This is a genomic window from Pseudomonas sp. RT6P73 (assembly GCF_054897715.1).
Genome location: NZ_JBUBUV010000002.1, coordinates 5,702,678 through 5,716,741, shown reverse-complemented (window position 1 = coordinate 5,716,741; position 14,064 = coordinate 5,702,678). Strand labels below are relative to the sequence as shown.

Genomic DNA, 14,064 nt, shown 5'->3' with positions numbered 1-14,064 from the left:
GTGCTGTTGGCGGTTTACGCCGTCAGCCAGTGCCGGTTTTTATTTCCATGACCGCCTAGAAGCCTGCCGCCATGCGTCCAGCCCGTGCCCTGATCGACCTTCAAGCCCTGCGCCACAACTACCAAATCGCCCGTGAGCTTACGGCGGGGGCCAAGGCCCTCGCGGTGATCAAGGCCGATGCCTACGGCCATGGCGCGGTGCGTTGCGCCCAGGCGCTGGAAGCCGATGCGGACGGGTTTGCCGTGGCCTGCATCGAAGAAGCGTTGGAGCTGCGCGCCGCGGGCATTCGCGCACCGGTGTTGTTGCTGGAAGGTTTTTTCGAAGCCGATGAGCTGGCGCTGATCGTCGAGCATGATTTCTGGTGCGTGGTGCATTCCTTGTGGCAGCTCGAAGCCATCGAGAACGCCGCGTTGAGCAAGCCGATCACGGTCTGGCTCAAACTCGATTCGGGCATGCACCGGGTTGGCTTGCATCCAAAGGATTATCAGGCGGGTTATCAACGACTGCTGGCCAGCGGCAAGGTGGCGAAGATCGTCTTGATGACCCACTTCGCCCGTGCCGATGAGTTGCACGAGCAGGCCAGCGCCGAACAGGTTGCAGTGTTTGAAGCGGCGCGCCAAGGTTTGTCCGCCGAGGTCAGCCTGCGCAATTCGCCGGCGGTGCTGGGTTGGCCGCAAATTCCGAGTGACTGGGTGCGCCCGGGCATCATGCTCTACGGAGCCACACCGTTTGAAGAAGCCAACGCCGTGGCCTCCCGTCTGCAACCGGTGATGACCCTGGAATCGAAAGTGATTTGCGTACGTGAACTGCCGGCCGGCGAGCCAATTGGTTACGGCGCCAAATTCATCACCCCCAAGCCAATGCGCGTTGGCGTGGTGGCCATGGGGTATGCCGATGGTTACCCGCGTCATGCACCAACCGGCACGCCAGTATTGGTAGCCGGACAGCGCAGCCAGTTGATTGGCCGGGTGTCGATGGACATGCTCTGCATCGATCTGACCGATGTGCCGCAGGCTGGCCTGGGTTCAACCGTGGAGTTGTGGGGCAAAAACATCCTCGCCAGCGAGGTGGCTGCCGCCGCTGACACGATTCCCTACCAGATCTTCTGCAACCTGCGCCGCGTGCCAAAGCTCTATTCCGAGGGTTAGCGGTCAGCGGTCCGTACCGGAAGTCAACTGGCTGAACAGGATTCAGGCCAAAGTGTTGTAAATACTGAACGCTGTCGCCATGATAACGCTCAATATTTCTACTACTTGAATCCCTGGAGGCTCCAGCATTGGACGTCGGTGAACGACTGCAATCCATCCGTAAGCTCAAAGGTCTTTCCCAGCGTGAGCTCGCCAAGCGCGCGGGCGTCACCAACAGCACGATTTCCATGATCGAGAAAAACAGCGTCAGTCCCTCGATCAGTTCGCTGAGGAAGGTACTGGGCGGGATTCCCATGTCCATGGTCGAGTTCTTTTCCGAAGAAATCCTGCAGGAAAAACCGACGCAGATCGTCTACAAAGCCAACGAGCTGATCGATATTTCCGATGGCGCAGTGACCATGAAACTGGTCGGTCGGGCGCACCCGAGCCGGGCTATCGCGTTCCTCAATGAAATCTACCCGCCTGGCGCCGACACCGGTGACGAGATGCTCACCCATGAGGGCGAGGAAACCGGCATTTTGGTGGAAGGCCGACTGGAACTGGTGGTCGGACTCGAAACTTTTGTGCTCGAAGCCGGCGACAGCTACTACTTTGAAAGTACCAAGCCACACCGTTTCCGTAATCCGTTCGATGCGCCGGCGCGACTAATCAGCGCAGCTACTCCAGCGAATTTCTAAGAAAAGAGGCGTCCCGCCAGCATTGCGGAGGTGCCCGAGTTGTTTTTCCGCCACGCATAAGACCCCTTCGACTTTAGGGTTGTTTCAGTGCGGCGGGCTTACCGCTATACTTGCGCCCGCCTGCGAACCGTGGCCGTGGGCGTGACTAGCCACCATTGAGGGTGAACGCGTGAACCTAATTATGAAAATGCTGGCTGCACCAGCAACCGTATTGGCCCTATGGGCTGTCAGCGCTCAAGCTGCGACGAACGACGATATTGCCAAACGCCTTGAGCCAGTCGGCCAGGTTTGTGTGGCGGGCAAAGAGTGCAAGGGAATGGAAGTTGCTGCTTCGGCGGGCGGCGGTGATGCCAAAACCCCTGACTCTGTGATTGCGAAACATTGCAACGCTTGCCACGGCACCGGCCTGTTGGGCGCGCCGAAAGTCGGTGATGCGACAGCTTGGGGCGACCGCGCCAAGAAAGAAGGCGGCCTTGACGGCTTGCTGGCGAAGGCGATCTCCGGCGTCAACGCGATGCCGCCTAAAGGCACCTGCGCCGATTGCACAGACGCTGATCTCAAAGGCGCCATCCAGAAGATGTCCGGCTTGAAATAAGCCTGCATCTCCAGCGAAAAGCCGCTCACGAGCGGCTTTTTTGTGCCTGCGATTTGTGTTCGGGGACTATTCTTTGCAGCAAAGGCCCGGCAAGCTCGGTCCAACCCCAATTCACGGAATGTAAGGGAGGATCAGATGGTGCAGCTGTGTTCTATCGAGCAGGCGGTCGATGACGTATTGGCGCGGTTGCCGGCGCACATCCACATGGGCTTGCCCCTCGGCTTAGGCAAACCCAACCGCTTCGTCAACGCGCTGTTTCAACGTGTCGCGCAACTGCCCGAACGGCAGCTGACGATCTACACCGCCCTGTGCCTGGGCCGTCCTGCCTTGGGTGACGGTTTGCAAAAACGCTTTCTCGAACCCTTCATCGAGCGAGTGTTTGGCGATTATCCAGAGCTGGATTTCCTCGCCGGCCTGCACAAAGACAACCTGCCGGCGAATATCCATGTCCAGCAATTCTTCATGCAGCCCGGCAGCCTGTTGCATAGCGCGTCGGCCCAGCAGGATTACGTGAGCAGCAACTACAGCCACGCAGCGCGGGACATCAACGCTGCCGGTTTGAACTTGGTCGCGCAACTGGTGGCCAGCCATTCCGAGCATCCCGATCGCCTCAGCCTGAGCTGCAACCCGGACATCACCCTCGACCTGTTTCCGATGATCGCCAAGCGCCGGGAAGCGGGGGAGACGATTCTGTTGGTAGGGCAAGTCCACAACGACTTGCCCTACATGCCGGGAGACGCCGAAATCGGCATCGACGCGTTCGACCTGCTGATCGACGAGAAGGACAACACCACGTTGTTCTCCACGCCGAACATGCCCGTGGGTTTCCAGGATCACTTCATCGGCCTGCACGCGAGTACGCTGGTGCGCGATGGCGGCACCTTGCAGATCGGCATCGGTGCCATGGGCGATGCCCTGACCGCTGCGTTGCTTGCGCGCCAGGCTGACAATGACGGTTACAAGGCGTTGCTGGCGGATATCAACCTCAGCCAGTGGGCGCAGTTGATCGAGCGCGAAGGCGGAATCGAACCTTTCGCCAAGGGTCTTTACGGTTGCAGCGAAATGTTCGTCAACGGCTTGCTGGTGCTGGCCGATGCCGGGATCGTGCGGCGCAAGGTCTACCCGGACGTGCCGACCCAGCAACAGGCGAATGCCGGCACCCTGGATGAGGCCGCGCAAACCGACGGCATCAGCGTACATGGCGGGTTTTTCCTCGGGCCGCGCAGTTTCTATGAGCGCCTGCGCGAGTTGCCGCAAAACAAGCGGCTCGAATTCAACATGACCCGCATCAGCTACATCAACGAGCTCTACGGCCAGGAAGAACTCAAACGCTTGCAGCGCCTGGATGCGCGCTTCATCAACACCGTGTTCACCATGACCCTGCTCGGTGCTGGGGTGGCTGATCAGCTCGAAAGCGGGCGAGTGCTCAGCGGCGTTGGCGGGCAGTACAACTTCGTCGCCCAGGGCCATGCGCTGGAAGGTGCGCGTTCGGTGCTGCTATTGCGTAGCTGGCGCGAGGCGGGCGGTGAGGTCAGTTCAAACATCGTCTGGGAATACGGCCATTGCACGATCCCGCGGCATTTGCGGGACGTTGTGGTCACCGAATATGGCATCGCCGATCTGCGCGGCAAGACCGACGCGGCGGTGATCGAGGCGTTGCTGAACATCAGCGACTCACGCTTCCAGCCGGGGTTGATCGAGCAAGCGCAAAACGTTGGCAAGTTGCCGAAGGGTTTTCGCATCGATCCGCGTTTTGCCGACAACAGCCCGGAGCGCTTGCAGGCGATTCAGGCACGGCATGCGAATTTGTTTCCGGAGTATCCGCTGGGGTGTGATTTCTCTGCCGAAGAGCGGGATTTGCTGCGGGCGCTGAACTGGCTCAAGAGCAAGTTCAAGCTCACGGAAATTCTGGAGCTGGGCAAGGCTGCGCTGGATGCGCCTGAGGCTTCGCAATACCCGGAGCATCTGGAGCGGATGCAGCTGACGAACCCGGAAGGGCTGAAAGAGGATTTGTTTCAGCGTTTGTTGCTCACCGGCCTCAAAGCCACCGCGCAATAACAGCCAACACAAAACAACTGTGGGAGCCAGCCTGCTGGCGATGGCCGTCTGTCAGCCATGAAGGTTTTGACTGACACGACGCCATCGCCAGCAGGCTGGCTCCCACAGGGGAAATGCGGTGCTGCTGGCTATTCGATGAAGGTAACCACGCCATCCTTCAGCGATTGAACCCGAGCCAACGACTCAACCCGATAACCCTGCGCATCAAGCTCCGCACGACCACCCTGGAACGACTTCTCGATCACGATACCCAAACCCGCCACGGTCGCGCCGGCCTGTTTGATGATCGAGATCAGCGCCTGTGATGCCTTACCGTTGGCCAAAAAGTCATCGATGATCAGCACGCGGTCGCTGCTGGTCAGGTGGCGCGGGGAGATCGCCACGGTGCTTTCGGTCTTCTTGGTGAACGAGTAAACGGTCGCCGACAGCAGGTTTTCAGTCAGGGTCAGGGACTGCTGCTTGCGAGCGAAGATCACCGGCACGCCGAGGTTCAGACCGGTCATGATCGCCGGAGCGATGCCCGAGGCTTCGATGGTGACGATCTTGGTGATGCCCGAGTCCTTGAACAGGGCAGCGAACTCGTCGCCGATCAGCTTCATCAAGGCCGGGTCGATCTGGTGGTTCAAAAAGGCGTCGACCTTCAAGACCTGATCGGACAGCACGATGCCTTGTTCGCGAATTTTCTGGTGCAGTGCTTCCATGAAGCGTTCCTCTACTGGCGCCGGGTGCGCCCAGCTTGTAAAAAGTGGTTGGTTAAAAAGTAGGCAATTCTAGCGCTTTAACATCGCGCGTATATCAGCCAGTGCGGTATTTCCGCGAACCGCTTTAACTTCGACCGGCGTGTCGTCGTTGCCTTCCCACGCCAAATCGTCCGGCGGCAGTTCATCGAGGAAGCGGCTCGGCGCGCAATCGATGATCTCGCCATATTGCTTGCGCTTGGCCGCGAACGTGAACGCCAGGGTTTGACGCGCGCGGGTGATGCCCACGTAGGCCAGGCGGCGTTCTTCTTCGATGGTGTCGGCTTCGATGCTGGAACGGTGCGGGAGGATTTCCTCTTCCATGCCCATGATGAACACGTAAGGGAATTCCAGACCCTTGGAGGCGTGCAAGGTCATCATCTGCACGCCTTCGGCGCCGTCTTCCTCTTCCTGCTGACGTTCCAGCATGTCACGCAAGACGAGTTTGCCGATGGCGTCCTCGACGGTCATCTCGCCTTCTTCGTCTTTCTCGAGCGTGTTCTTCAACGCTTCGATCAGGAACCAGACGTTACCCATGCGGTAATCGGCAGCCTTGTCGCTGGAACTGTTGGTACGCAGCCAGTTCTCGTAATCGATGTCCATGACCATGCTGCGCAGCGCCGAGATCGGGTCTTCCCCGGCGCACTGCTCGCGGACCTTGTCCATGAAACGCTTGAAGCGCGACAAGCGATCGGTGAAGCGCGCATCCAGATGCTCGCCCAGACCGATTTCGTCGGTGGCGGCGTACATCGAGATTTTTCGTCCGGTGGCGTAGTTGCCAAGCTTCTCCAGCGTGGTCGAACCGATTTCCCGGCGTGGGACGTTGATCACCCGCAGGAAGGCATTGTCGTCGTCCGGGTTCACGATCAGGCGGAAGTAGGCCATCAGGTCTTTCACTTCCTGACGTCCGAAAAAGCTGTTGCCACCGGACAGGCGATACGGAATCTGGTGGTGCTGCAGCTTCAGTTCGATCAGCTTGGCCTGGTAGTTCCCGCGATACAGAATCGCGAAATCGCTGTAGGGGCGGTCGGTGCGCAAGTGCAGGGTCAGCAGTTCCACGGCCACGCGCTCGGCTTCGGCGTCTTCGTTGCGGCAGCGGATCACGCGAATTTCGTCGCCGTGGCCCATCTCGCTCCACAGCTGCTTTTCGAATTCGTGGGGGTTGTTCGAGATCAGCACGTTGGCGCAGCGCAGGATGCGGCTGGTGGAGCGGTAGTTTTGCTCCAGCATGACGACTTTCAGGGACGGATAGTCGTCCTTGAGCAGCATCAGGTTTTCCGGGCGGGCGCCGCGCCAAGCGTAGATCGACTGGTCATCGTCGCCCACCACGGTGAACTGGTTACGCGTGCCGATCAGCAGCTTCACCAGCAAATACTGGCTGGCGTTGGTGTCCTGGTATTCGTCCACCAGCAGGTAGCGGACCTTGTTCTGCCACTTTTCGAGAATGTCGGGGTGTTCCTGGAACAGCTTCACCGGCTGCAGGATCAGGTCGTCGAAGTCCACCGCGTTGAACGCCTTGAGCGTGCGCTGATAGTGGGTGTAGACGATGGCGGCGGTCTGTTCCTTGGGGTTGCGTGCGTTTTCCAGGGCTTCGGGCGGCAGGATCAGGTCGTTCTTCCACGAGCCGATCATGTTCTTGATCTCGTCGACGCCGTCGTCGCCCGAGTATTCCTTCTGCATGATGTCGGTCATCAGGGCTTTGACATCGGTTTCGTCAAAGATCGAAAAGCCCGGCTTATAGCCCAGGCGAACATGTTCCTTGCGGATGATGTTCAAGCCCAGGTTGTGGAAGGTGCACACCGTCAGGCCACGGCCTTCGCCGCCCTTGAGCAGGGTGCCGACCCGTTCCTTCATCTCGCGCGCCGCCTTGTTGGTAAAGGTCATGGCGACGATGTACTGGGCGCGGATGCCGCAGTTCTGGATCAGGTGCGCGATTTTGCGGGTGATCACGCTGGTCTTGCCGGAGCCTGCACCGGCGAGCACCAAAAGAGGGCCGCCGACGTAGCTCACGGCTTCTTGCTGCCGGGGATTGAGTCGGGACATACGAAATCAGGGAGTCATTTGTGAAATGGGCCGGCATTTTAACAGGCTCAGCGATTTGTGCTGCTCTCTCCGACTTGTGACGCAATACGCTATCTCTAATTGCCGGTTTTGATACTTTCAAGCAGGATGCGCGGTGTATTTGCGGCTAATGTTCGTATTCCAGACACACAGCCACGTTTGATAACTGATGTCATTTGGTCATTGGTTACCGGCGCGGCATAATGCCCGCCGCCTACATCTTTGCAGAGTCTAGGGAGCTAGCTTGTCTACGCCTGTCGAACCCTTGCGTTTGCTGTTACTGGCCGAAGAGCCAGCGTGGGCAGCGTTGTTGCGCGAGTGTCTGGCTCCGATGGGGAGCTCGGCCGTGCTCATCAGCGCGCCAAGCTGGGAGTCGGTCAGCAGTCTGTTCGATGACAACCGCAGCGCGGTGTTGTTGACGATTCCTGCGCTTCAGCCTCTACCTGGCCGTTGCAGCTTGCCGACGGTGTTGCTGCTTGAGCACGAGCCACTGACGCCGCCCGATGGTGTGAGCGACTGGCTGGTGCGCGATCATCTCGATCCCGGCATGCTGCGCCGTTGCCTGCGCCATGTGCGTGAACGCGGCTTGCTGGAAAACACCCTGCAACGCCTGGCCGAGCAAGACCCGCTGACCGGCATCGCCAACCGCCAGGGTTTCCAGACCTTGCTGGCCGCGCGTCTGGCGGAAAACGACGGCCGCGGCCTGGCCCTCGGTCACCTTGACCTCGACAACTTCCGTCACGCCAACGATGCCCTTGGCCACCAGGCCGGCGACCGGTTGATCCTGCAAGTGGTCGCGCGGCTGAAAAGCCAGCTTGAGGCCGGCGATCAACTGGCGCGGCTGGGCAGCGATGAATTCGCCCTGCTGATTGACACCCGCCGCGCGCCCCAGCGTGCCGAATGGATGGCCGAACGCATCACCGAAGCACTGGCCGAGCCTTACTGGGTCGACGGCGAAAGCCTGTTGATCGGTTCCAGCCTGGGCATCGCCCACGCCAGGGCCCAGGCTGGCGCCGACCCGCTGATGTGGCATGCGCATATCGCCATGCAGCAAGCCAAGAGCACTCAGGGCTGCACATTTCATATCTTCAACGAACGCATCAACCGCAATGCCCGCAGCATGGCCGACCTCGAAAGCGAGTTGCGCCGGGCTTTGCGTCGTGACGAGCTGGAGTTGCATTACCAGCCACGCATGAACCTTGAGGACGGCCAGATCGTCGGCCTCGAAGCCCTGGTGCGCTGGCGGCATGCCGAGCGCGGGTTGCTGGCGCCCAGCGAGTTCGTGCCGCTGGCCGAGCAAAGCGGTTTGATCGTGCCGCTGGGTTACTGGGTGATTTCCCGGGCCCTGCGGGACATGCAGGCGCTGCGCGAACGCGGTTTGCCGGCGCTGCACATGGCGATCAACCTGTCGTTCCGGCAGTTTCAGGACAGCCAATTGCTGTCGACCCTGAGCCGGCTGATCGCCGAGCGCGGCGTCGAGGCGCAATGGCTGGAATTCGAGCTGACCGAAACCGCGGTCATGCGCCGCAGCGATCTGGTGAAGCAGACCATGGACGCGCTAGGACGCCTGGGCGTGCGCTTCTCGCTGGATGACTTTGGCACCGGGTTCTCGTCCTTCGTGCACCTCAACAGCCTGCCGATTGCCTTGCTGAAGGTCGACAAGAGCTTTGTCGGCGGCATGGAGGAGCGCGAAGAGAATCGCAAGCTGGTGCACGCCATGATTAACCTGGCGCACAACCTCAATCTTGAAGTGGTGGCTGAAGGCGTGGAGACGGCGGAGCAACTGGATTTGTTGCGCGGGTTTGGTTGCGATCAGGTGCAGGGGTATTTGATCAGCAAGCCGTTGCCGTTGGCGGAGTTGGTTGAATATCTGACCTTCGGTTCCAGCCAGCAGCCCGCCCTGGAAGTCGTGGTCTAAACACGACTCCCTTGTAGGAGCGAGGCTTGCCCGCGAAGGCGGCGTGTCAGTCGACATTTTTGTTAACTGACACGCCGCCTTCGCGGGCAAGCCTCGCTCCTACAGGGATCTCAATCTGGCTGAGGGACTTCGAAACGCTGTACTGAAGGCTCCCGCCGAATCATCCGCTTCATCTTCCACTCAAACGCCAGCGTCAAACTCACCGCCGCACAGGCCAAGCCCAACGCCAATCCCCACCAGACGCCCGTCGGCCCCCAGTTCAAGTTGAAGGCCATCCACCACGCGGCCGGTGCACCGATCAGCCAATAGCAACCCAGCCCGACCAGAAACGTGGTCTTGGCGTCCTTGAGCCCGCGAATGCAGCCCATGGCGATGGTTTGCGTACCGTCGAACAGCTCGAACCACGCGGCCACCGCCAGCAGGCTCACGGCCAGATTGATGACGTCTTGGAACGCCGGGTCGTTGTGGTCCAGGAACAAGCCGATCAACTGATTCGGCAGGAACCAGAAGACCATGGCAAAGCCCAGCATCGACGCGGCGCCAAAGGCGATCCCGACCCGACCGGCCAGGCGTGCATCGAGCAACTGCCCGGCGCCGTAATGCTGGCCGATGCGCATGGTGATCGCGTACGAAAGCCCCGCCGGGATCATGAACGCCACCGAAACAATCTGCAGGGCGATCTGGTGCGCCGCCAGTTGCGTGCTGCCCATGGTGCCCATGCACAGCGCGGCGAACGCGAACAAACCGACTTCCACTGCGTAGGTGCCGCCGATGGGCAGGCCGAGGCGCCACAGTTCTTTCAGATACTGTCGGTTAGGCCGCGACAAACCCTGACGCAGCGGATAAGCGTCGTAAGCCGGATGCCGACGAATGTGCAGCGCCAGCGCCACGGCCATCAGGTTGGCGACAATCGCCGTGACCAGCCCGATGCCCACCAGGCCCATTTTCGGCAGGCCGAACATCCCGGTGATCAACGCATAGTTGAGCAGGAAGTTGGCCACGGTGCCGCCGAGGCTGATGACCATCACCGGCGTTGCCCGGCCGATGGCGCTGGTGAAACCGCGCAGAGCCATGAAACTCAGGTAGCCGGGCAGGGCGAACGGCAGGATCAGCAGAAACTGCCCGGCCGCCTGGACGTTGGTTTCGGTCTGGCCGAACAGCAGCAGCACCGGTTTTAGGTTCCACAGCAGCAGACCCGCCACCAACGCCATCAACCACGCCAGCCACAATCCGGCCTGGGTCAGTCGCGCGGCGCCAACGATATCGCCCGCGCCCTGACGGATCGCCACCAGGGTGCCGACCGCCGCGATCACGCCGATGCAGAAAATCGACACGAACGAATAAGTCGCCGCGCCCAGGCCGCCACCGGCCAGCGCTTCCGGACTCAGGCGCGCCATCATCAAAGTGTCGGTGAGGACCATCAGCATGTGCGCCAACTGCGAGGCAATCAACGGCCCCGCCAGCCGCAGGATGGCCCAGAGTTCGGTACGTGCTGGATGCTGCATGGTCATCACGCCTCGATTATCAGAGAGAACAGGAGAGAGCCGATTCTCGGCGCTCTGCGGGGTTTTCACAAAGGGATAAAAAGGATGGGTGGCATGAGTCAGACTCATGCTGACAAGTTTCTGCTAACGTGGCCAAACCGCGCTATAGGAGCTTTCCGAATGTCCCGTCGTCTTCCTCCCTTGTATGCCCTGCGCGCATTCGAAGCGGCGGCGCGGCATAGCTCGTTTACCCGCGCCGCGGAAGAACTGTCGATCACCCAAAGCGCGGTCAGTCGACACATTCGTACGCTCGAAGAGCATTTTGCCTGCCGGCTGTTTCATCGCAGCGGACGCAACCTGCAACTGACCGAGTCAGCGCGGCTGATCCTGCCCGGCATTCGTGAAGGTTTTACCGCGCTTGAACGCGCCTGCAATACCTTGCGCGCCGAGGATGACATCCTGCGCATGAAAGCCCCGTCGACGTTGACCATGCGCTGGCTGTTGGCGCGCCTGAGCCGCTTCCGGCACTTGCAACCGGGCAATGAAGTGCAGTTGACCAGCGCCTGGATGGACATCGACACCGTGGACTTCAACCACGAACCCTTCGACTGCGCCGTCATCCTCAGCACAGGGAATTTTCCCCCGGACTGGGAGGCGACGCTGCTGTTCCCGGAAGAGTTGATCCCGGTCGGTGCGCCGAACCTGATGGACGATCAACCGTGGGATGTCGCGCGTCTGGCCAGCACTGAACTGCTGCACCCCGCACCGGACCGGCGTGACTGGCGCACATGGCTGCAACGCATGGGTCTGGCTGATCAGGTGTCGCTCAAGGGCGGGCAAGTGTTCGACACGCTGGAGCTGGGCATGATTGCTGCGGCGCGGGGCTACGGCGTGTCCATGGGGGATTTGCTGATGGTGGCGGAGGATGTCGCTCAGGGCCGTCTGAGTTTGCCGTGGCCGACTGCCGTGGCCAGCGGTGAGCATTATTACCTCGTCTGGCCGAAAACCCGCCCTGGAGGTGAACGTTTGCGCAGGCTCAGCGATTTCCTCCAAGGCGAGGTCCGGGCCATGGATTTACCGGATGTCGAGCGCTTGAGCTGAATCGATAGAGCCTGTGCAATAGAGGCTTTGCGCCATATCCCGGCTAATTACTCAAGTATTCAGATTTGCCGCCGAAAATCTGCAGGTGGAACCTTCGTGCAGGTTCGACGTAATTCCCTTATTAGAATTTTGCCGAGTGCGCGTCGTGATCAGGATGATCCGGTCACTTGGCCAGGAGCTGTCATGTCTCAACCTCGTGCCCGGATCGCCTCACAGCTTGGTCTTGCGCTTGCCGTGATACTGGCGATTGTCATCACTGGCAGCACCGTGTTCGCTCTGCGTTCGCTGGACACCGCCAACCTCGCCACCCGCGAAGAGCACCTGGCCAGTGAAGCCCGGTTGCTGGCCGATCAGTTGAGTACCTTTCACGGCACGTTGCGTGAGAGCACCCAGCGCTTGGCCGGTCTGTTCGAGAAACGCTTCAGCGCGGGTCTGAGCGTGCACCCGGAAGAGCCGGTTGCCGTGGCGGGCACCCAGACCCCTGGCCTGCACTTGGGCAGCGAAGTGTTGAACAACAACTTCAAGGAAGTGGACGAGTTCAAGCAAATGACCGCGGGCGTTGCGACGGTGTTTGTGCGCAGCGGCGAAGACTTCGTTCGGGTCAGTACATCCCTGACCAAACAGGATGGCAACCGGGCCATCGGCACCTTGCTGGATCACGCTAATCCGGCCTATGCACGATTGATGGCGGGGCAGAGCTACGTTGGTCGCGCCTTGCTCTTCGACCGCTCCTACATGACGCAGTACACCCCTGTACGTGACAGCGGCGGTAAGGTGATTGCCGTGCTGTTCGTAGGATTCGATTACACCGACGCGCAGAACGCGCAGTTCGAGAATCTCAAGCGCTTCCGCATCGGCCAGACCGGCTCGCTGGCGTTGCTCGATGAACAGCGCAAATGGCTGGTGCCGATCGCGGGCGTGCAAGCGCTGGATCAGGCAGTCCCGGCCATCGTCGATCTGGCGAAAACCCCGGGCAAGGGCGATTTCTGGAGCGACAAGTCCGAAGACTTCTACAGCGTGGCCGTGCCGTTTGAAGGCGGCCCGTGGTCGGTGGTGGCGAGCATGCCGCAAGCCGAAATCAGCGCCGTGACCTGGAGTGTCGGCATTCAATTGGCGATCGGCAGTCTGCTGGCGATGTTGATCGCGGTCGGCTCGGCAGTCTGGCTGCTGCGCAGCAAGCTCGCGCCGTTGGGGGATCTGGTGCGTCAGGCAGAAGCATTGGGCGCCGGTGATTTGAGTGTGCGCCTGAGCGTGTCGAGCAATGACGAAATCGGTCAGCTGGCCCGTGCCTTCAACCAGATGAGCCAGGCGTTGTCGACCATGGTCGAGCACATCCGCAAGGCTTCCGGCGAGGTCAACAGCCGTGCCCAGGCCTTGTCCGGCCTGTCCGGTGGTGCCTATGAAGGGATGGAGCAGCAGTCGGGCGAAATCACCAGCATGGCCGGCGCCGTGGAAGAGTTCAGCGCGACGTCCCTGAACATCGCCGACAACATGGGCAACACCCAGCGTCTGGCCCAGGAAAACGCACAACAAACGCAGATCGGTCGTACGTCGATGGACGAGGCTTCCTCGTCGCTGGAGCAAATTGCTGGCGCCTTGAACAGCACCGCGACGGTGATTAACACCCTCGGCCAGCGCTCCCAGGAAATCGGCGGCATCGTCGGGGTGATTACCTCGATTGCCGATCAAACCAACCTGCTGGCGCTGAACGCGGCCATCGAAGCGGCCCGTGCCGGTGAGCAGGGTCGTGGTTTTGCGGTGGTGGCCGACGAGGTGCGCAACCTGGCTTCGCGTACGCGTCAGGCCACTGATGAGATTTCCGGGATGATTCAAAGCATCCAGCAGGAAACCGGCAACGCCATCAGCACCATGGAACAAGGCAATGTGCTGATGCAGGAAGGCTTGTCACGAAACGCCAATGTGGCCTCGGCCCTGGCGCGGATCGATGAGCAGAGCCGCTCGGCGGGCCAGCAATTTGCGGCGATCACCACTGCAACTCAGGAGCAGAGCAGCACCGCGACGTTGCTCAGCAGCAACCTGCAAAGCATTGCGCTGGCGAACAGTGAGCAGCGTGAAGTGGTGTCGAACCTGGCGGTGACTGCCAAAGAGCTGGAGAAGCTGGCGGCGGACTTGCGTCATGAGGTTGACCGGTTTCGTTGAGTCGCCTCTGAAAAAGCTATCGCGGGCAAGCCCGCTCCCACAGGGTATAGATCGTTCCAGCCTCTTGTGAACGACACAAATCCTGTGGGAGCGGGCTTGCCCGCGATTGGGCTCACCTCAATGTT

The 14,064-nt window shown here is 60.5% G+C and carries 10 protein-coding genes; 7 read left to right on the top strand and 3 right to left on the bottom strand.

The features are described 5' to 3' along the window. The first annotated feature begins 71 nt into the window (after positions 1-71). The 4 genes from alr (at position 72) to ACYZT6_RS26340 (ending at position 4,478) form a co-directional block, all read left to right on the top strand. Positions 72-1,148, top strand: a complete 1,077-nt coding sequence (gene alr / locus ACYZT6_RS26355) for an alanine racemase (RefSeq protein ID WP_462029232.1) — start codon at positions 72-74, stop codon at positions 1,146-1,148. Positions 1,149-1,276: 128 nt separating this feature from the next. Beyond that, positions 1,277-1,825 carry a cupin domain-containing protein gene (locus tag ACYZT6_RS26350; protein ID WP_007947433.1) on the top strand — a complete coding sequence of 183 codons (549 nt, stop codon included), beginning with the start codon at positions 1,277-1,279 and terminating at the stop codon, positions 1,823-1,825. Between the two features lie 181 nt (positions 1,826-2,006). After that, positions 2,007-2,420 (top strand): c-type cytochrome, encoded by a 414-nt coding sequence (locus tag ACYZT6_RS26345; RefSeq protein ID WP_462030020.1) that lies wholly within the window; start codon positions 2,007-2,009, stop codon positions 2,418-2,420. A gap of 135 nt (positions 2,421-2,555) precedes the next feature. Then, the gene (locus tag ACYZT6_RS26340; protein WP_462029231.1) at positions 2,556-4,478 is read left to right on the top strand and encodes an acetyl-CoA hydrolase/transferase C-terminal domain-containing protein; all 1,923 of its coding nucleotides are present in this window, start codon (positions 2,556-2,558) and stop codon (positions 4,476-4,478) included. 128 nt (positions 4,479-4,606) lie between these two features. On the opposite strand, the gene ACYZT6_RS26335 is transcribed toward ACYZT6_RS26340, so the two are convergent. Both ACYZT6_RS26335 and rep read right to left on the bottom strand, forming a co-directional pair. Next, the gene (locus ACYZT6_RS26335; protein ID WP_123434901.1) at positions 4,607-5,179 is read right to left on the bottom strand and encodes a xanthine phosphoribosyltransferase; all 573 of its coding nucleotides are present in this window, start codon (positions 5,177-5,179) and stop codon (positions 4,607-4,609) included. Positions 5,180-5,248: 69 nt separating this feature from the next. Beyond that, positions 5,249-7,258: a DNA helicase Rep gene (rep, locus tag ACYZT6_RS26330; RefSeq protein WP_449645038.1), complete on the bottom strand. Its 2,010-nt coding sequence runs from the start codon at positions 7,256-7,258 to the stop codon at positions 5,249-5,251. Positions 7,259-7,520: 262 nt separating this feature from the next. On the opposite strand from rep, the gene ACYZT6_RS26325 reads away from it, so the two are divergent. Beyond that, a complete protein-coding gene (locus ACYZT6_RS26325) occupies positions 7,521-9,194 on the top strand; it encodes a putative bifunctional diguanylate cyclase/phosphodiesterase (RefSeq protein ID WP_461956294.1) in 1,674 nt (557 codons plus the stop codon). A 110-nt stretch (positions 9,195-9,304) separates the two neighbouring features. Here the strand turns inward: ACYZT6_RS26325 and ACYZT6_RS26320 are convergent, their stop codons facing one another. Continuing rightward, a complete protein-coding gene (locus ACYZT6_RS26320; protein WP_462029230.1) occupies positions 9,305-10,699 on the bottom strand; it encodes a NorM family multidrug efflux MATE transporter in 1,395 nt (464 codons plus the stop codon). Between the two features lie 159 nt (positions 10,700-10,858). Between ACYZT6_RS26320 and ACYZT6_RS26315 the strand changes: the two genes are divergently transcribed. Together ACYZT6_RS26315 and ACYZT6_RS26310 are read left to right on the top strand one after the other, a co-directional pair. Continuing rightward, positions 10,859-11,779 carry a LysR substrate-binding domain-containing protein gene (locus tag ACYZT6_RS26315; RefSeq protein ID WP_462029229.1) on the top strand — a complete coding sequence of 307 codons (921 nt, stop codon included), beginning with the start codon at positions 10,859-10,861 and terminating at the stop codon, positions 11,777-11,779. A 183-nt stretch (positions 11,780-11,962) separates the two neighbouring features. Further along, complete coding sequence (locus ACYZT6_RS26310; RefSeq protein ID WP_462029228.1) at positions 11,963-13,939, top strand: methyl-accepting chemotaxis protein; 1,977 nt, start codon at positions 11,963-11,965, stop codon at positions 13,937-13,939. Positions 13,940-14,064 lie beyond the last annotated feature (125 nt).

Coding starts and splice junctions, on each gene's coding strand:
- alr (WP_462029232.1), top strand. CDS start 72: ATGCGTCCAGCCCGTGCCCTGATCGACCTTCAAGCCCTGCGCCACAAC.
- ACYZT6_RS26345 (WP_462030020.1), top strand. CDS start 2,007: ATGAAAATGCTGGCTGCACCAGCAACCGTATTGGCCCTATGGGCTGTC.
- ACYZT6_RS26340 (WP_462029231.1), top strand. CDS start 2,556: ATGGTGCAGCTGTGTTCTATCGAGCAGGCGGTCGATGACGTATTGGCG.
- ACYZT6_RS26335 (WP_123434901.1), bottom strand. CDS start 5,179: ATGGAAGCACTGCACCAGAAAATTCGCGAACAAGGCATCGTGCTGTCC.
- rep (WP_449645038.1), bottom strand. CDS start 7,258: ATGTCCCGACTCAATCCCCGGCAGCAAGAAGCCGTGAGCTACGTCGGC.
- ACYZT6_RS26320 (WP_462029230.1), bottom strand. CDS start 10,699: ATGCAGCATCCAGCACGTACCGAACTCTGGGCCATCCTGCGGCTGGCG.
- ACYZT6_RS26315 (WP_462029229.1), top strand. CDS start 10,859: ATGTCCCGTCGTCTTCCTCCCTTGTATGCCCTGCGCGCATTCGAAGCG.
- ACYZT6_RS26310 (WP_462029228.1), top strand. CDS start 11,963: ATGTCTCAACCTCGTGCCCGGATCGCCTCACAGCTTGGTCTTGCGCTT.